Below are 17,289 nucleotides of genomic sequence, written 5' to 3'. Positions count from 1 at the left end.
TTGTCGTCCAGCCGCTTCTAGCTGGCTTCCGCCGCCATCTGCGCGAAGAACGGCTCCGGCCCGTTGACCTCTTTCAACCGTCGCCCATCGATCACGAAAAACCTGCTCCCCAGCGCCCGCACGAAGCTGCGATCATGCGACACCAGGATGCAGGTCGCCTCATGGGCGAGGATTTCCTCCTCCAGCTTCTCCTGCCCGGCGATGTCGACATGGTTGGTCGGCTCGTCCAGCAGATAGAAGTTCGGCTGGCTCAGGCGTAGCGCCAGCAACCCCAGCCGTGCCCGCTGGCCGAAGGAGAGCTGGCTGATGGGCCGATCCTGCTTCTCCGGCGGAAAGCCCGCTGCAGCCAGCAGACTGAGGCTGCGCTGGTCGCCCTGGTCGAAGCGGGAGGTGATGAACTCGATGGGCGAGCCCTTCACCGGCAATTGCGACATGCCCTGATCGACATAGCCCGGCACCACCGACGGGCTGATGCGGATGCCCTCCTCCGCCTGCCCCAGCATGGCGCGGTGAATCAGGCCCATGAACTGCGACTTGCCCGTGCCATTGCGCCCCAGGATGACCAGCCGGTCGCCCTGGAAAATATGCAGCTTGTCGATGCGGAACAGTTTTACCCCGGTCGGCGTCGTCACGTCGCAGTTTTCGATGGCTACCAGCACCCGCGCATGGGTGCCGCTATTGCTCAGCCTGATTTCGCCCGAACGCTCCTTGTGCAGCGATAGCACGCTGCTCTCCAGCTTCTCCGCCCGGTCGCGCAACTGCTTGGATTTGACCACCAGCAGGTCGCTGCCAGAATTGATCCCGATATTGGTCAGCTTGGCCGCCTGCTTGCGCAAGCGTCCGACTTCCTTGAAGTCCTTTTCGCGCTTGGCCTCGGCGGCCACATCGACCTCGTCCAGCGCCACCCGCGCCTTGCTGTAGGGCAAGGCGAAATAGTGCGACTCGCCGGGCCGCAGGAACAGCGTCCGGTTGGTCGTCGCATCGAGGAACTGGCGGTCGTGGCTGGCAATCACCACCGGGATGTTCTTGGCGGCCTGATTGATCCAGTTTTCCAACTGGATCAGCTTGCCGAGGTCCAGATGATTGGTGGGCTCGTCGAGCAGCAGCGCATCGGGCTGCAATACCCAGGTGCGGGCAATCAGCCCGATCCGCTGCCAGCCGCCGCTCAGTTCGCGGATCAGCCGGTGCCGCATGGCGTCCGGCGTCTCGAACTCATCGAGCACCACATCGACGCGCCAGCTATCGCTGTCCCGGTCCGCCGGTGGCAGCGCCGCAAGGATCGCCTGATATAGCGTCAGCTCGAAGGTGTCAGCGGGCATGTCCTGCTCGACATAGCCAACCTGCAGGCCGCGCGAGCGCACGATGTCGCCGGAGGTCAGCTCCCCCAGCCCCGCCATGGCGCGCAGCAAGGTCGTCTTGCCATTGCCATTGCCGGCCACTAGGCCGACGCGGTCGCCATCGCCGACGACGATATTCAGGTTGGAAAACAGGGTATCGGTGGCCAGGAGGCCGGCATTGCGAAGGCTGATGGAGCCCATGATCGAAGTCTTTCTGGTGCGGCGCGATCCGTGATCGAGCGCCATGATCCCAAGCGTTGCTTATGCAACGCCACGACGGGCAAACCAGAAGGATGAGACTAGGATGAAGTCCGAACCAGTTCCGGTCAGCCCTGCAGCTTGAGCCACAGGGCGAGAACGGGGCCGTGCTGACGATGCGCGAAACAAACTCTCATGCGGCCCTCCCTTGGTGCTGGTATTTGGAATGGGCCAATCCATAACCGGCATGGCCAGCAAGATCAACGTAAAGACCGTTTGGAAATTCGCTCTGGCGAGTCAGATGCGGTGGTTTTCGAGAACCGGAGCGCCGCGTACGTTGTGTACGTGAGCACCGGAAGCGCAGAAAATCACAGCAGATGGCCGCCGGAGTAGAATTTACAGACGGTCTTTCAGCAGAAGTAGAAAACCATGGACGCCAGCATCACTGCAAACAGACGGTGAAATGACAAATGGGCAAGCCGGTACGCAATACTACTAAATCCGGCTTGCAGCCAATTGTCGGTCCACAATGAGCGTGACGGAGTTGCGTGATACATCAACCTGCTCCGTCGGGTGCTCGGATACGGCTACTCAAACACAGGCCGTATGCGTTTTTTATACCGAGATGCGCTTAATAAAGTGCTTTCAAGAAGCAAACGCTTGGTAAAGATCGCGCCCCATCTTGGGACCAACCTGTCTGCAAACTGGATTACTGGGCGCGGCGCAACGCGTCCCGATCCTCGATACGGCCAGTGCAATAGTTGAATTTTATCAGATAAACGGTGCCATCCAGCGTCGCGCGCACCTGAATCCGCTTTTCGTTGGGCACATTGAGCGAGATATGACTGTAGCCATATTCGGCAATGGTCTGCCGGATCTGGTTATCGGTCATGCACATCGGCAGCGGCGGATCGAACCGATCGCCCGGCCGGTCATCGAAACCGGGTCCGAAGCCAAAACCCGGCGATTGCGCCATGGCCGGCGCCGCCACCGCACCCAGCCCCAGCAGCGTCGTGATCACGATCGCTCGCACCGTGGTGTGAATCCTGTCGTTCGTCATTGTCCGTATCCTCGCACCGTGGTGGCTCAGTTGCCGAAATTGAACTGCAGGCCAAAACCGCCGCCTTGCACCCGGCGGATGCGCTGGACCCGGTCAACTTCACCACTGCATTTATCAACGCGCATCGAATAGAGCCAGTTGCCGTTCTGTCCAGCCACTTCAACACGATCCCGCGACAGATCGCTCCGGATTTCGACCCGCTCGTAGCCATTGGCCTCGATGCCGCGCCGGATTTCGCGATTGGTCATGCAGCGCTGGCCGATGCTATCGTGACGACGTGGGCCAAAGCCGTTGCCGCCACCGAAGGTCGTGGCCCTTTGCCCGCCGGGAACGTTGAGGTTGAAACTGAACGCCAGGCCCTGCTGCGCCTGCGCGGGTATTGTCCCGATAGCGCTGCCGCCCAAGGCGAGGACGACGATCGCGGCGCGGATGACGGACTTGAACTTGGCTGGCATCATGGTCATTTCGACTAACTCCCGTGGCCCCCAGCACGCACGATGTGCGCATCAGCCGGCTAAGATCGCACGCGCCGGTTGAACCACAGCGAAATTATCCGTTCATCCACTGTTCAGGTTGACGGCGATGGCGTGGCGGGGGCGCCGTTTCGCGCGAATATGGTAGAAGACAATCGGGCTGATTCGCCCGCCAGCATGGATGATCAATGTCGCAAGCCAACGACCTTTTCGGTTCCGCAGTCCCTCCCCCTGCCCCTAAGGCCAAGCCCGAAGTGCCCCGCACCGGGCCGACCACGGGCAGCTATTCGGCTGCCGATATCGAAGTCCTCGAAGGCCTCGAGCCCGTTCGTCGCCGCCCCGGCATGTATATCGGCGGCACCGACGTTAACGCGCTGCATCACCTGTTTGCCGAAGTCATCGACAATTCCATGGACGAGGCCATTGCCGGCCATGCCAGCCGCATCGAAGTCCACCTCGGCGAAGACGGCTACATCACCGTCGTCGACAACGGCCGCGGCATCCCCGTCGAGAACCACCCGAAATACCCCGGTCGCTCGACGCTCGAAATCGTCCACACCGTGCTCCATGCCGGCGGCAAGTTCGATTCCAAGGCCTATGAGACCTCTGGCGGCCTACACGGCGTCGGCATTTCGGTCGTCAACGCCCTCTCCGATGACATGATCGTCGAAGTCGCCCGCGAGCAGCAGCTTTACCGGCTGGCCTTCTCGCGCGGCAAACCGGTCGGCGACATCCAGCCGATGGGCCGCGTGAACAACCGCCGCGGCACCACGACACGCTTCCATCCCGATCCGCAAATCTTCGGCGATACCGCGAAATTCTCGGCCCTGCGCCTGTTCAAGATGACCCGCGCCAAGGCCTACCTGTTCGGCGGCGTCGAGCTGCGCTGGTCCTGCGACGAGGCCCTTGCCACAGACGAGTGCCCTGCCCGCGCCACCTTCCACTATCCCGATGGCCTGCGCGATTTCATGACCGCCCGCATCGAGGGCGAGACCCGCATCGTCGACGACATTTTCTCCGGTCAAAGCGGCAAGCCCGGCACCCATGGCGCCACCGAATGGGCCATCGCCTGGACCCTGGGCGATGGCGGCGTGTCCTCCTATTGCAACACCGTCCCAACTCCCGATGGCGGCACCCACGAAACCGGCCTGCGCACCGCGATCCTGCGCGGTCTCAAGAGCTATGCCGAGCTGACCAAGAACAAGGCCGCCGCGATCCTGACGGCCGAAGACGTGTTCGCCCATTGCAGCGCCATGCTCTCCGTCTTCGTGCGCGAACCCGAATTTGTCGGCCAGACCAAGGACAAGCTTGCGTCCGGCGAGGCCACCCGCATCGTCGATACGGCCCTGCGTGACGCGTTCGACCACTGGCTCGCCGCCTCCCCCAACCAGGCCGGCAAGCTGATGGATTGGGCGATCGAGCGCGCCGAGGAGCGCCTGCGCCGCAAGAAGGACAAGGAAATCGATCGCGCCAGCGCCACCCGCAAGCTGCGGCTGCCCGGCAAGCTGGCCGATTGCACTCAGGGCGCAGCCCAAGGCGCAGAACTGTTCATCGTCGAAGGTGACTCGGCCGGTGGCAGCGCCAAGCAGGCCCGCAGCCGCGCCAGCCAGGCTGTGCTGCCCTTGCGCGGCAAAATCCTCAACGTCGCCGGCGCCAGCCGCGAGAAGATGGCCGCCAGCCAGCTCATTTCCGACCTGATCCAGGCGCTCGGCTGCGGTACACGCGATCGTTATCGCGAGGACGATCTGCGCTACGACAAGATCATCATCATGACCGACGCCGATGTCGACGGCGCCCATATCGCCGCGCTGCTGATGACGTTCTTCTTCCAGGAAATGCCCAAGCTGATCGATGGCGGGCATCTGTTCCTGGCCCTGCCGCCGCTCTACCGCATCAGCCAGGGCCCCAAGACCCTCTACGCGCGCGACGACGCGCACAAGGACGAGCTGATGGAAACCGAGTTCACCGGCAAGAGCAAGGTCGACATCACCCGCTTCAAGGGCCTGGGCGAAATGCCGTTTGCGCATCTGCGGGAAACCACAATGTCGCCCAAGACGCGCACGCTGCTGCAGGTCAAGATCACCAGCGACGCCGAGGGCACCGCCTATAGTGTGGATCGCCTGATGGGCACCAAGCCCGAAGCACGCTTCGACTTCATCCAGGAGAACGCCGCCTTTGTGCACGATCTGGACGTTTAGGCCTTAACCGCAATTGCTTCAAATCCTTGAAGACCGTTGACAGACAAGGCCTTTGCGCTATGGTCCGCGCCGCTGGAGCATTTTCCGGCTTGACGGCATAACTGTTGTCCAGACCTTTGGACAGTGTCCGCCTTGGCTGAAGATGCCTCAGGGCCTTGCCGTCGATTTGCAGGTTCTGCACACCCGTCCGGTTGGCCAAGTTAGAGAGCGGATGCCTCGCGTTTCTTGTTCGTCCGCCTTCCTGACGCCGCCGCTGCTTCCGCAGCTGCTGTGCGCCTATCTCCCGGCCCCGTTTCGAATGTATCGAGCGGATCAGGCACCGGGTAACGCCATTAGTGGATCGACTGAATTTGACCGACGATTTTTCCTCGCTTGGCCTGTCCGCCAAAGTAACCGAAGCGGTTACTTCCGCTGGTTACACGACGCCCACCGAAATCCAGGCTCAGGCGATCCCGCATGTCCTGCAGAAGAAGGACGTCATCGGCATTGCCCAGACCGGCACCGGCAAGACGGCATCCTTCGTTTTGCCCATGCTGACGCTGCTGGAGAACGGCCGCGCTCGTGCCCGCATGCCGCGCACGCTCATTCTAGAGCCGACGCGCGAACTCGCCGCACAGGTCAGCGAGAATTTTGAGAAATACGGCAAGAACCACCGTCTTACGATGGCGCTGATCATCGGCGGCGTATCGTTTGAAGACCAGAACAAGAAGCTCGACCGTGGTGTCGACGTGCTGATCGCCACGCCGGGCCGGCTGCTCGACCAGATCGATCGCGGCAAGATCATGCTGAATGGCGTTGAAATCCTCGTCATCGACGAGGCCGACCGCATGCTCGACATGGGCTTCATCGACGACATCGAAAAGATCGTCAATCGCTTGCCGCCCCGCCGCCAGACCATGCTGTTCTCGGCCACCATGGATGCGCAGATCGAGCGGCTGACCAAGAAGTTCCTCAAAGACCCCGTGCATGTGCAGGTTTCCCGCGCTGCTTCGACCGCCGATACGATCGACCAGAAACTGGTCAAGGTTTCGTCCAATCCGGAGGAGAAGCGCGCGTCGTTGCGCGACCTGATCCGCGCCGCCGATGGCCTGACCAATGCCATCATCTTCTGCAATCGCAAGCGCGACGTGGCCACCCTTGCCCGCTCGCTGGAGCGCCACGGCTTCTCCGCCGCGGGCCTGCATGGCGATATGGACCAGAAGAGCCGCACCGAAACGCTCGATGCGTTCAAGAACAACCGCCTGACCCTGCTGGTCGCCAGCGACGTGGCCGCACGCGGGCTCGATATTCCCGCCGTCAGCCATGTGTTCAACTTCGACGTGCCCGTGCATGCCGAGGACTATGTCCACCGTATCGGCCGCACCGGCCGCGCCGGCCGCTCGGGTGTCGCCTACACGCTTGTGGCCCCAGCCGACGGCAAGCATCTCGACGCCATCGTCAAGCTGATCCAGCGTGACATTGCCTGGCTCGATACCGGTAAGGCTCCAAAAGTGTCCGAGACGACAGAAGACGGCGCGACCGAGGCCAAGCCGCGCGTCCCGCGCTCCCGCCGTGGCGGCGCCCGCACGCGCCCCGAGGCAGCGGCCCCAGCCGTGGAAGCAGCAGCCGAAGCCGCGCCAGCAGCAGCACCGCGTGAGCGGCCCGCTCGTGCGCCAAGAACCCGCCCCGTGCAGGAAGCACCGCGCGATTCTGCACCTGCTGCGACGCCTGCCGCTGCGGCGCCTTCGCCCCTGACGGCGCGCCAGCTTGCGGCGACCAAACCGCCGGCACGGCCCTCGCGCACGCGTCCGCCCCAGCCAGCCGCTGGTCAGTTGGACGATTCGGGTGTGGATTCCAGCTCACCTTTCGGCAACGATGGTCCTGTTCCGGCGTTTCTGCTCCGGCCCACTGGTGTAAAAGCGGATTAAACCAGCCCTTTTAGGCTAAGTCAGTTGAAAGGATGATGAGTATAGTTGTCATCCTGACCTTCGACGCGGTACTGAAACATGCGATGCTTGCGGCGAAGGCCGTTGCTGTGAGCGCCTGAGGCGCGGGGGAAACTGTGTCGGAACAGGAATTCAAACGCGCGCTTGGCTATGCCAATTCCGCTTTCGACCTGCTCAAGCGCAGCAGTATTCCGCCCTATCCGCAGTTTTACGAGCTGCTTTATACTTATGCCACCGGCGTCAATCCGACGTTGAATGATCGCATCAACGCCATCTTCCGCGCCGGCCAGTCGCCGACGCTCGATCTGGCGGAAACGCTCTACAACGAATTCCTGAAATCGGACGTCAACGACCGCATTTCCAACGTCTCGGAACGCATGCACGCGCGCATCGAAGCGGTGCATGACGCCATCGATTCCGCGATGACCACGGCCAACGCCTATTCAGGCTCGCTGCAGGCCGCCAGCGGCGACCTCGACCGCGAGATCACCGGTCCGGCCATGAAGACCCTGGCTGACCGCCTGCTCGCCGAAACCCGCCGCATGCAGGACACCAACCGTGCGCTGGAAATGCAGCTCGAAGCCTCGCGCGACGATATCGCCTCGCTGCAACGGGACCTCGACGATGTCCGGCGCGAATCCCTGCTCGATCCGTTGACCAAAATCGCCAACCGCAAGAGCTTTGACGAAGGCCTCGCCGCCGCCATGGCCGATGCCAGCACCAATGGGAACCCGCTCTGCCTGCTGCTGCTCGACATCGATTATTTCAAGAATTTCAACGACACCTATGGCCATCAGACCGGTGACCAGGTCCTGCGCCTCGTGGCGATGACGCTCAAGTCCAACATCAAGAGCAAGGACTTGGCCGCGCGTTATGGTGGCGAGGAATTCGTCGCCATCCTCCCCTCGACGGACCTGGAAGGCGCGATGATCGTGGCGGAGAACATCCGCAAGGCCATCGCCGCCAAGGAGTTGATGAAGCGCTCGACCAACGAAAAGCTGGGGCGCATCACCGCCTCGTTCGGCGTGGCGGTGTTCCATCCTTCGGACACGGCCAACTCCCTGATCGAACGCACCGACCGCTGCCTCTACGCCGCCAAACATGCCGGCCGCAACCGCGTCGTCAGCGAGATCGACCTGGCCAATATCCGCGCGGCTTAGGCGTTCGCGGAAGCACCTGCAGAGCCGATGAAGCTTATTGGGCGCATCCGTGTTTACCCCTCACTGTTCTTCCCTCGGACTTGATCCGGGGCCTCTGTCAGGATGGCATAAGCGGCCAATGGCCCGCGGATCAAGTCCGCGGGAAGGACGGTGATTGGGATAGATCAAGCATTTCGCGGCGGCGGTTGTCCGCCTTATTCCCCCGCCATCATACCCACGCCCAAACCCGCCAGCATCTCCCAGTAGTCGGGATAGGTCTTGCCGACACAGGCCGGGTCGAGGATGGTGATCCCGCCGATCCTGAGCCCTGCCAGCGCAAAGCTCATGGCGATGCGGTGATCGGCATAGGTCTCGATCCGTGCCGGCAGCGTCTGCCCCGCCAGGGCCGGATCGCTATTGACCACCAGATCGTCCCCCTCTTCGCGCGCCAGACCCGCTCGAATACGATTAAGCTCGGTCGACAGCGCCGAGATCCGATCGCATTCCTTGACCCGCAGATTGGCGATGCCGACGAAGCGCACCGGCGTATTATTGAATGCCGCCAGAACAGCGATGGTCGGCACCGCGTCCTGCATCTGCGAGCCGTCGATCACAGCCGGTAAGTTTGGAAACTGCGCGATCACCGCCTGAGCCAGCGCGTCCGGCTGTGTGAAGGCATCGGGAGCCACGCCGAGGTCGATATCGCCGCCAGTGAGTGCCGCAGCGCCCCACAGATAGGTCGCGGCCGAAGCATCGGGCTCAATGACGAAGTCGGCCGCCAAATATCCGGTCGGTAGGACGCGCCAAGTGCCGGCATCGATCTGCTCGACATTGGCGCCAAACGCTCGCATCGCCGCCAGCGTCAGGTCGACATAGCCGCGCGCGCCGATCTCTGTGCCGGTGAGTGCTACTTCGATTGGCCCCTCGCCCATCGGCGCCGCCATTAGCAGGGCCGAGACATACTGGCTGGACAGGCCGCTATCGATCTCGACGCGCCCCTGCCCGAAACTGCCTTTGCCGTGAATGGTGATCGGCGGACAGCCAGTCTCGGCCGTCGCATCGATGCCCAGCGAGCGCAGCGCGGTCACCAGCGGCGCAATCGGGCGTAACTGCATATGCGCGTCGCCATCGACGATGACGGTGCCGTCCACTGTCGCCACCGCTGCGGTCAGGAAGCGCGTCGCCGTGCCCGCATTGCCGAGGAACAGCGGCCCATCCGGCTGCGTCAGCTTGCCGTTACCGGTGACGACGAAACTCGTCGCGTCTGGTTCCTCGATGCTCACGCCCATCTGCCGCAGGGCGGCGGCCATCAGCACCGTGTCCTTGCTCTTGAGAGCGCCGGTCAGCCGGCTGGTGCCACTGGCCAGCGCTGCCAGCAGCAGCGCGCGATTGGTGATGGATTTGGAGCCGGGGGGCGAGACGCGCCCCACCAGGGGGTGGCCGGGCGGAATAAGGGTAAGGGCCGCGGGCAATGCGGTCATTGGACTACTCTAAGGCTGGAGCCGAAATTGCTCCTGCCTCCTAGGCCAAATGCGCGCCCGACGCAATCAGGCGGTGGCGCGCGCCTCGGCGATAGCCTTGAGATCGGCGGGCTTGAGCGTCACGCTCTCGCCACAGCCGCAGGCGCCGGTCTGGTTGGGGTTCTTGAACGTGAAAGTCGAGCTCATCTTGGCGACCTCGAAGTCCATCACCGTGCCAAGCAGGTACATGGTGGCCTTGGGGTCAACCCAGACGTCCACGCCCTTGTCGGTGACGTGGTCGTCGCCCTTCACCGGCTCGGCGACGTAGTCCATGGTGTATGACACGCCCGCGCAACCGGCATTCTTGATGCCGACGCGCAGGCCGATCACGGGCTTTTCCGAATCTTCGATGATCTCGGTGATGCGCTCGGCAGCGGCATCGGTCAGCGACATGATCTTGAAAGCCATCGGGTAACCTCGTCTATCGTCAATTCACGATATATAGCGCGTCCTGGTGGGAATTACCACCAGTTCAGCGCGACCTGGGCTTCCTCGCTCATGCGGCTGGCATCCCACGGCGGATCGAACACCATGTTGACCGTCACGTCCTGGATGCCTTCGACGGCACGGGCGGCGTTTTCCACCCAGCCGGGCATTTCGCCGGCCACCGGGCAGCCGGGCGCGGTCAGGGTCATGTCGATGACCAAGTTCCGATCATCATCCAGGTCGACCTTATAGATCAGCCCCAACTCATAGATATCGACCGGGATTTCCGGGTCATAGACGGTCTTGAGCGCGCCGATGAGGTCGCTGGTGATGCGCTCCACATCTGCCTCGGGCAGCGAGCCGGTATGGTTCGGCACGATGCGCGGCGGCTCCGGCAATGCCGGTGCAGGGGCGATCTTGGATTCGTCGATCTCGAATTCGTCGGTCATTTTAGTCCTCGCTTACGCGAAAAATTTCTGGGCGCGTTCGATGCCGTCCACCAGCGCGTCCACGTCGTCCTTGCCGTTATATAGGGCGAAGGAGGCGCGGCAGGTAGAGGTGACACCGAAACGTTTGAGCAGCGGCTGGGCGCAGTGCGTTCCCGCCCGCACGGCAATGCCGTAGCGGTCGAGAATGGTGGAGACGTCATGGGCGTGGGCGCCCTTAATTTCAAACGAGAAAATGCCGCCCTTGCCCGGCGCCGTGCCGATCAGGCGCAGCGAGTTGATGCGGCTGAGCCGCTCATGGGCGTAGTCGGCGACCTCGGCTTCATGCGCCGCGATCGCCTCGCGGCCGCGTTCATCCATATATTTCAGCGCCGCACCCAGCCCGATGGCCTGCACAATCGGCGGAGTGCCCGCCTCGAAGCGATGCGGCGGCTCGTTATAGGTCACGCTGTCCAGCGTCACTGTATCGATCATCTCGCCACCGCCCTGATAGGGCTGCATTTCCGCCAGCAGGTCATACTTGCCATAGAGCACGCCGATGCCGGTCGGCCCGTAGAGCTTGTGCCCGGTCATGATGTAAAAATCGGCGCCGAGGTCCTGCACGTCCACCTTGGTATGAACGGCGCCTTGCGATCCATCGACCAGCACAGGAATGCCCCGCGCATGCGCGATCTCAACAATCCGCTTGATCGGATTGACCGTGCCCAGAACGTTGGACATATGCGTCACCGCGACGATCTTGGTGCGATCGGTCAGCGCTGCCTCGAACGAGGCCATGTCGAGGCTACCATCGTCGGTCCCGTCGACCCAGCGGATCACCGCGCACTGGCGCTCGCCATGGAAGAGCCACGGCACGATATTGGAGTGGTGCTCCATGATCGTGGTGACGATCTCGTCGCCCTCGCCAATGCGCGGCCCAACGAATGACGACGACACCAGATTGATCGCCTCGGTCGCCGATCGGGTGAAGATGATTTCCTCGGGCCGTGCAGCGTTGATGAACTTCTGGACGGCATGCCGCCCGCCCTCATAGGCCTCCGTCGCCCGGTTGGCGAGCGTATGCAGGCCGCGGTGGACGTTGGCGTATTCGTGCCGGAAGGCATAATCCATCCGGTCCAGCACCTGCACCGGCTTCTGCGCCGACGCGCCGCTATCCAGATAAACCAGCCGATGGCCGTGGATTTGCTCGGCCAGGATCGGGAAATCGGCACGGACTTTTTCGAGGTCGAAGGTCATCACATACTTTCCGGGCAAGGCGCCCGCTTACTTCCCGAGAAGCCACCCATCGATCACGCCATGCAGCGCTTCGGCCAGGGCTTCGTCCGCGATCGGGTCAACCAGTTCCTCGAGGAACCCGCGCACCAGCATGGTTTCGGCCTCGGCTTTCGGAATGCCGCGGCTCATCAGGTAGAACATCGAGTCTTCATCCAGCTCGCCGCAGGTCGAGCCATGACCACAGACCACGTCATCGGCATAAATCTCGAGTTCCGGCTTCGACAGGATTTCCGCCTCGTCCGACAGCATCAGACCCTGCATCATCATCTTGGCATCGGTCTTCTGCGCGTCGCGCGACACCATGATGCGCCCCTGGAACACCGCCTTGGAGCGGCCCCGCGCGATCTGCTTGTACAGCTCCTGTGAGGTGGTGTTCGGCACGGCGTGGTTGATATCGATGGTGATATCGAGATGCTGGCCGTTATCCACCAGGTTCAGCCCGGTGAAGTAGGCATGCGCGCCCTCTCCGGCAAACCGCGCGAACACCTGCGAGCGGGCAAGCCCTGCCCCGGCGTGAATGGTCAGCGTGCGCAGCTTGGCGCCCTCGGCCAGCGTATATTCATTGGTGGCGAAATGCGTCGCGGACTTGCTGCTCAGGTCGACAGTGATATGCGTCAGCACCGCGTTCTTGCCGACAGTGACGTAGCTCGCGTGATTGGCGACATGTGCGGCGTCGGAGCCCGCATAGGTCTCCAGCACCACGGCCGACGCATTATCCGCCACGAAAATCCGCGCCGAACTGGCCGAATGTGCCGCAGCGCCTTCGGTGCGCCGGTCGATCTGCACCACAGGGTCAACCGTGCCGTCCAGCGTCAGGGTCAGCGTTTCTTTCGCCAGCGCCCCATTGAGATGAACCAACACGTCATCACGGTTGGTCAGCGCCGCGCCGTCGGCCTTGCCGATGATGACACCGGCCGGGGCCGTGCCGCTTTCCTGCACGCGCCCATTGGCGATCATCACCTGATGGGCGCCTGCAACGCGCAGCGCCGGGGCGCTGGCTTCATTGGCCGCCTGTGCCAGAGGCGGAACCGCCTTCAGCAGCATTTTGAGGTCGGTATAGTGATAGCTTTCGACGCGGCGTGTCGGCAGGCCGGCCATGGTCATGCGCTCGGCTTCCACCGTGGCGCCGAGGCCGGTCAGCTGTTCGATCAAGGTATTTTCTGCCGCGCTCAGGCGGACTGGCATGGTCTGCTTCATGGATCAGGCCGCCGCGTTGTCGAAGTCGGCGTAGCCCTTGGCTTCGAGCTGCAGCGCCAGATCCTTGTCGCCGCTCTCAACGATGCGGCCATCCGAGAACACATGCACCACATCGGGCACGATATGGTTCAGCAGGCGCTGGTAGTGCGTAATCACCAGCATCGAGCGATTGGCTGAGCGCAGCGCGTTGACGCCCTTGGCGACGACCTGGAGCGCATCGATATCGAGCCCGCTATCGGTCTCGTCGAGGATGCACATTTTGGGCTGCAACAGCGCCATCTGCAGCACTTCGGCGCGCTTCTTCTCGCCGCCCGAAAAACCCACATTGAGCGGGCGCTTCAGCATGTCATTGTCGACGTTGAGATCGACGCCGGCCTGCTTGACCGCGCGCATGAAGTCGGGCGTCAGCATTTCGGGCTCGCCGCGCTTCTTGCGCTGCGCATTCATCGCCGCCTTGAGGAAGGTCATGGTGGCGACGCCGGGGATTTCGATAGGGTACTGGAAGGCCAGGAACAGGCCGGCAGCAGCGCGCTCGTCGGGCTCCATGGCCAGCAGGTCCTGCCCGTCGAGCAGCACTTCGCCCTCGGTGATTTCGTAGTCTTCCTTGCCGGCCAGGACATAGCTCAGCGTCGACTTGCCCGAGCCGTTGCGGCCCATCACGGCATGCACCTGGCCGGGCGGAATGATCAGGTTCACGCCCTTGAGGATTTCGCGGTCTTCGATGCGCGCGTGCAGGTTACGGATTTCAAGGATTGGGGTGGTCATAGAAAATCTCCAGTGAATGAACGGGGCAATGGCGCTCTCAAGCGCCGGGCTCGCCGTCCCAATAATCGATATGGTTCTGGCCCTCGCGGCCACAATGTCGAATGCGGCTGCCGTCCGGGCGACGGCTGGTCACCTGGAACTTGCCGGAATCGGGGTATTCGCAGACTTCAGTCGCGGCCATGGTCGAAACGCCGAGATAGCGCAAAGTCACGCTGCCGGAGTTGATGATCTGGTGCGCCGTGTCCTTGCCGCCAGCGGGAGCGCCGAGCACGTCGCCGCCCTTGACCTCAAACGACTGCTCGCCAAAGCGATAGGTCGCTTCGCCCTCGAGGATGACGAACAGCTCGTCCTCGACATGGTGATTGTGGAACGGGCAGCCCGATTTGCCAGCTGGAACTTCGTTGTAGCTGATGCCGAGCCCCTTTAGCCCCAGCAGCTTGCCAAACGAAATATCCGCCGACTTATAGAGCGTGCCACGCTCCCACCCATCCAGCGACAGGTCGCCGAGAGAGATCACGGGCTTGGATTGCTCCGCCATTAGCCGACGCTGCCTTCCAGCGAGATCGAAATCAGCTTCTGCGTCTCCACCATGAATTCCATGGGCAGATGCTGCAGCACGTCGCGGACGAAGCCGTTGACGATCAGCGCCACGGCTTCCTCATCGGAAAGGCCGCGCTGCTGGCAATAGAACATCTGGTCGTCCGAGATCTTGGACGTCGTCGCCTCATGCTCGAACACCGCGGAAGCATTGCGGCTCTCGATATAGGGCACGGTATGGGCCCCGCAGGTGTCGCCGATCAGCAGGCTGTCGCACTGCGTGAAGTTGCGCGCGCCCTTAGCCTTGGCGTGAGCCGAAACCTGGCCGCGATAGGTGTTGTCCGAGAAGCCGGCAGCGATGCCCTTGGCGATGATGCGGCTGGACGTATTCTTGCCCAGATGGATCATCTTGGTGCCGCTATCGACCTGCTGGTAGCCGTTCGAGATGGCGATGGAGTAGAACTCGCCACGCGAATTATCGCCGCGCAGGATGCAGCTTGGATATTTCCAGGTGATGGCCGACCCGGTCTCGACCTGGGTCCAGGAAATCTTGGAATTGTCGCCACGGCAATCGCCGCGCTTGGTGACGAAATTGTAGATGCCGCCCTTGCCGTCCTTGTCGCCCGGATACCAGTTCTGGACCGTCGAGTATTTGATCTCGGCATTTTCCAGCGCCACCAGTTCGACCACGGCAGCGTGCAACTGACTTTCATCGCGCATCGGCGCGGTGCAACCCTCGAGATAGCTCACATAGCTGTCGGCTTCGGCGATGATCAGCGTGCGCTCGAACTGGCCGGTCTTCTTTTCGTTGATGCGGAAATAGGTCGACAGCTCCATCGGGCAGCGCACGCCCTTGGGGATGTAGACGAATGAGCCGTCGGTGAAGACGGCGCTGTTCAGCGTCGCATAGTAGTTGTCCGAGACCGGGACCACCGATGCCAGGTACTTCTGCACCAGTTCGCCATGCTCGCGGATGGCTTCGGAGATCGAGCAGAAGATGATGCCGACCTTGGCCAGTTCCTCGCGGAACGTGGTCACGACCGAGACCGAATCCATCACGGCGTCGACCGCCACATTGGGACGTTCGACACCGGCCAGGATTTCGCGTTCCTTCAGCGGAATGCCCAGCTTGTCGTACATGGCCAGCAGCGCCGGATCGACTTCATCCAGGCTCGTGGGCGCCGGCGTCGATTTGGGCGCGGCGTAGAAATACATGTCCTGGAAATCGAGCTGGGGGTAATGAACCTTGGCCCAGGTCGGCTCTTCCATGGTCAGCCAGCGGTTATAGGCTTCCAGCCGCCAGTCGAGCATCCACTGCGGCTCGTTCTTCTTGGCCGAAATGAAGCGCACGGTGTCTTCGCTCAGGCCCTTGGGGGCCATGTCGGATTCGATATCGGACGAGAAGCCGTATTTGTACTTGTCGACGTCGAGCGCCAGGACCGAAGAGACGGTCTCCCGGTCGATGTTTTCCTTGAGCGTCGGGATATCGTAGTCAGCCATCTGGCTTCTCCTAATTGCCCCTCGGCGCTTCAAGGGCGCCGCGAGCCGTCAATACTTGGCCCTCAGGCCGCTTTCCCCTGCCGGCCACGCTGCCGGTTGAGGATGGTTTCATAGCCGCGCAAGAACGCGGCAATATCGTCACGGGTGGAATTCCACCCCAGGCTGATGCGCAGCGCACACTCAGCCAGGTCGGTCGGCACGCCCATCGACGCCAGCACATGGCTGGCGCCGACCTTGCCCGATGAGCAGGCCGAGCCCGATGACACCGAAATGCCGTCCAGGTCCAGCCCCATCATGGCGACCGTGCTCTTGACCCCCGGCACCGCGAAATCGACCACATTGCCGATCCGCTCGACGCCCTCGCCGAAGATCACCACATCCGGCGCCAGCGCCCTAAGGCCGGCCTCCAGTTCGCCCGTCAACGTCTTCACGTCGGCCGAGCCATAGTGCCCGGCAAAACTCTCCGCCGCCGCGCCGAACGCCGCGATCAATGCCGCCGCTTCCGTACCACCGCGTCGGCCTTGTTCCTGGCCGCCGCCGGGGATCAGCCGCACGGTATCGGCATGCGACTTGACCAGCAGAGCACCGACGCCAGCCGGCGCGCCAATCTTGTGGCCACCTATGGCCATCATATCGGGTGCCGAGGCGGCGAATTCGAGAGGCAGTTTGCCGAAGGCCTGTGCTGCGTCGATGAACAGTGTATGCCGGGTCGGTCCGACCAGTGCATTGATCCGTTCGATCGGCTGAACGACGCCGGTTTCATTGTTCACCCAATGCAGCGCCACCAGCAGCGTCTGGTTTGCCGCATCGGCATCAGCAAGAAATCCAGCAAGCTTGTTCATATCCACGCGCCCATCGGCCAAAAGGCCGACCGTCAGGACCGGCAACCCCGTCGCCTCGGCGGCCTTCAAAACCGCCGTATGTTCACCCGCGCTGACCACCACCGCATCGCTGGCAAACGTCTTGGACCCGCCGACAATCGCCTGCGTGATCGCCTCAGTCGCCGAGCCGGTGAACACCACCTGCTTGCGCTCTGCCCCGGCCAGCTTGGCCACCTGCCCCCGCGCCGTCTCGATCAGGTTGCGCAGCGCCCGACCATGGCCATGTACCGAAGCCGGATTGCCAACCATGCTCAGCGCAGCGACCAGCGCGTCGCGGGCCTCCGGCAGCAGCGGAGACGCGGCATTATGATCGAGATAGATCGCCGGTCTGGTCATCATGGGCCCATGGCGCATGCGCGCCGTTCATAGCTTCCATGCCTGGGCTGGGGCGGTGTTGTGCCCTTGAGTCCAA

At 62.6% G+C, this 17,289-nt stretch carries 15 protein-coding genes; 3 read left to right on the top strand and 12 right to left on the bottom strand.

Features of this window, described 5'->3' with window-relative positions:
• Positions 1–17: 17 nt before the first annotated feature.
• From JWP26_RS09635 to JWP26_RS09625, 3 genes are all read right to left on the bottom strand, one after another.
• Entirely contained in the window at positions 18–1,538 is a 1,521-nt protein-coding gene (locus JWP26_RS09635; protein ID WP_299726427.1) for an ATP-binding cassette domain-containing protein, read from the bottom strand.
• A gap of 706 nt (positions 1,539–2,244) precedes the next feature.
• On the bottom strand, positions 2,245–2,595 hold the full coding sequence (locus tag JWP26_RS09630; RefSeq protein WP_299726364.1) for a hypothetical protein: 351 nt from the start codon (positions 2,593–2,595) through the stop codon (positions 2,245–2,247).
• Between the two features lie 26 nt (positions 2,596–2,621).
• On the bottom strand, positions 2,622–3,059 hold the full coding sequence (locus JWP26_RS09625; RefSeq protein ID WP_299726361.1) for a hypothetical protein: 438 nt from the start codon (positions 3,057–3,059) through the stop codon (positions 2,622–2,624).
• Positions 3,060–3,256: 197 nt separating this feature from the next.
• Here JWP26_RS09625 and parE point away from each other — a divergent pair, with 197 nt between their 5' ends.
• The 3 genes from parE to JWP26_RS09610 all read left to right on the top strand — a co-directional run bounded on the left by parE (position 3,257) and on the right by JWP26_RS09610 (position 8,351).
• Positions 3,257–5,266, top strand: a complete 2,010-nt coding sequence (parE, locus tag JWP26_RS09620; protein WP_299726358.1) for a DNA topoisomerase IV subunit B — start codon at positions 3,257–3,259, stop codon at positions 5,264–5,266.
• Positions 5,267–5,616: 350 nt separating this feature from the next.
• Positions 5,617–7,173 (top strand): DEAD/DEAH box helicase, encoded by a 1,557-nt coding sequence (locus JWP26_RS09615; RefSeq protein ID WP_299726355.1) that lies wholly within the window; start codon positions 5,617–5,619, stop codon positions 7,171–7,173.
• Positions 7,174–7,307: 134 nt separating this feature from the next.
• Positions 7,308–8,351: a GGDEF domain-containing protein gene (locus JWP26_RS09610; RefSeq protein ID WP_299726352.1), complete on the top strand. Its 1,044-nt coding sequence runs from the start codon at positions 7,308–7,310 to the stop codon at positions 8,349–8,351.
• A 194-nt stretch (positions 8,352–8,545) separates the two neighbouring features.
• On the opposite strand, the gene JWP26_RS09605 is transcribed toward JWP26_RS09610, so the two are convergent.
• The 9 genes from JWP26_RS09605 to JWP26_RS09565 all read right to left on the bottom strand — a co-directional run bounded on the left by JWP26_RS09605 (position 8,546) and on the right by JWP26_RS09565 (position 17,216).
• A complete protein-coding gene (locus JWP26_RS09605) occupies positions 8,546–9,811 on the bottom strand; it encodes a 3-phosphoshikimate 1-carboxyvinyltransferase (protein ID WP_299726349.1) in 1,266 nt (421 codons plus the stop codon).
• Between the two features lie 66 nt (positions 9,812–9,877).
• Positions 9,878–10,258, bottom strand: a complete 381-nt coding sequence (locus tag JWP26_RS09600; RefSeq protein WP_299726346.1) for an iron-sulfur cluster assembly accessory protein — start codon at positions 10,256–10,258, stop codon at positions 9,878–9,880.
• Between the two features lie 53 nt (positions 10,259–10,311).
• Positions 10,312–10,725 (bottom strand): SUF system Fe-S cluster assembly protein, encoded by a 414-nt coding sequence (locus JWP26_RS09595; RefSeq protein ID WP_299726343.1) that lies wholly within the window; start codon positions 10,723–10,725, stop codon positions 10,312–10,314.
• A 12-nt stretch (positions 10,726–10,737) separates the two neighbouring features.
• Positions 10,738–11,958, bottom strand: a complete 1,221-nt coding sequence (locus JWP26_RS09590; protein WP_299726340.1) for a cysteine desulfurase — start codon at positions 11,956–11,958, stop codon at positions 10,738–10,740.
• A 27-nt stretch (positions 11,959–11,985) separates the two neighbouring features.
• Complete coding sequence (gene sufD, locus JWP26_RS09585; protein WP_299726337.1) at positions 11,986–13,194, bottom strand: Fe-S cluster assembly protein SufD; 1,209 nt, start codon at positions 13,192–13,194, stop codon at positions 11,986–11,988.
• Positions 13,195–13,197: 3 nt separating this feature from the next.
• Positions 13,198–13,959 carry a Fe-S cluster assembly ATPase SufC gene (gene sufC / locus JWP26_RS09580; protein WP_299726334.1) on the bottom strand — a complete coding sequence of 254 codons (762 nt, stop codon included), beginning with the start codon at positions 13,957–13,959 and terminating at the stop codon, positions 13,198–13,200.
• Between the two features lie 37 nt (positions 13,960–13,996).
• Positions 13,997–14,497, bottom strand: a complete 501-nt coding sequence (locus JWP26_RS09575; RefSeq protein WP_299726331.1) for a cupin domain-containing protein — start codon at positions 14,495–14,497, stop codon at positions 13,997–13,999.
• Positions 14,497–15,981: a Fe-S cluster assembly protein SufB gene (sufB, locus tag JWP26_RS09570; RefSeq protein ID WP_299726424.1), complete on the bottom strand. Its 1,485-nt coding sequence runs from the start codon at positions 15,979–15,981 to the stop codon at positions 14,497–14,499. The genes JWP26_RS09575 and sufB overlap by 1 nt, the downstream gene beginning before the upstream one ends.
• 77 nt (positions 15,982–16,058) lie before the next feature.
• Positions 16,059–17,216 (bottom strand): aminotransferase class V-fold PLP-dependent enzyme, encoded by a 1,158-nt coding sequence (locus JWP26_RS09565; RefSeq protein ID WP_299726328.1) that lies wholly within the window; start codon positions 17,214–17,216, stop codon positions 16,059–16,061.
• Between the last annotated feature and the right edge of the window lie 73 nt (positions 17,217–17,289).

Source organism: Devosia sp. (genome assembly GCF_028290435.1).
In the GTDB taxonomy this organism is placed as follows: Bacteria; Pseudomonadota; Alphaproteobacteria; order Rhizobiales; family Devosiaceae; genus Devosia.
Note: the sequence above shows the minus strand (reverse complement) of the source record. Positions and strands in the feature narration are given on the sequence as shown.

Excerpts from the sequence above, each read along its gene's own strand:
- JWP26_RS09635 (WP_299726427.1), bottom strand. The coding sequence starts at position 1,538 with ATGGGCTCCATCAGCCTTCGCAATGCCGGCCTCCTGGCCACCGATACC.
- JWP26_RS09630 (WP_299726364.1), bottom strand. The coding sequence starts at position 2,595 with ATGACGAACGACAGGATTCACACCACGGTGCGAGCGATCGTGATCACG.
- JWP26_RS09625 (WP_299726361.1), bottom strand. The coding sequence starts at position 3,059 with ATGACCATGATGCCAGCCAAGTTCAAGTCCGTCATCCGCGCCGCGATC.
- parE (WP_299726358.1), top strand. The coding sequence starts at position 3,257 with ATGTCGCAAGCCAACGACCTTTTCGGTTCCGCAGTCCCTCCCCCTGCC.
- JWP26_RS09605 (WP_299726349.1), bottom strand. The coding sequence starts at position 9,811 with ATGACCGCATTGCCCGCGGCCCTTACCCTTATTCCGCCCGGCCACCCC.
- JWP26_RS09600 (WP_299726346.1), bottom strand. The coding sequence starts at position 10,258 with ATGGCTTTCAAGATCATGTCGCTGACCGATGCCGCTGCCGAGCGCATC.
- JWP26_RS09595 (WP_299726343.1), bottom strand. The coding sequence starts at position 10,725 with ATGACCGACGAATTCGAGATCGACGAATCCAAGATCGCCCCTGCACCG.
- JWP26_RS09590 (WP_299726340.1), bottom strand. The coding sequence starts at position 11,958 with ATGACCTTCGACCTCGAAAAAGTCCGTGCCGATTTCCCGATCCTGGCC.
- sufD (WP_299726337.1), bottom strand. The coding sequence starts at position 13,194 with ATGAAGCAGACCATGCCAGTCCGCCTGAGCGCGGCAGAAAATACCTTG.
- sufC (WP_299726334.1), bottom strand. The coding sequence starts at position 13,959 with ATGACCACCCCAATCCTTGAAATCCGTAACCTGCACGCGCGCATCGAA.
- JWP26_RS09575 (WP_299726331.1), bottom strand. The coding sequence starts at position 14,497 with ATGGCGGAGCAATCCAAGCCCGTGATCTCTCTCGGCGACCTGTCGCTG.
- JWP26_RS09565 (WP_299726328.1), bottom strand. The coding sequence starts at position 17,216 with ATGATGACCAGACCGGCGATCTATCTCGATCATAATGCCGCGTCTCCG.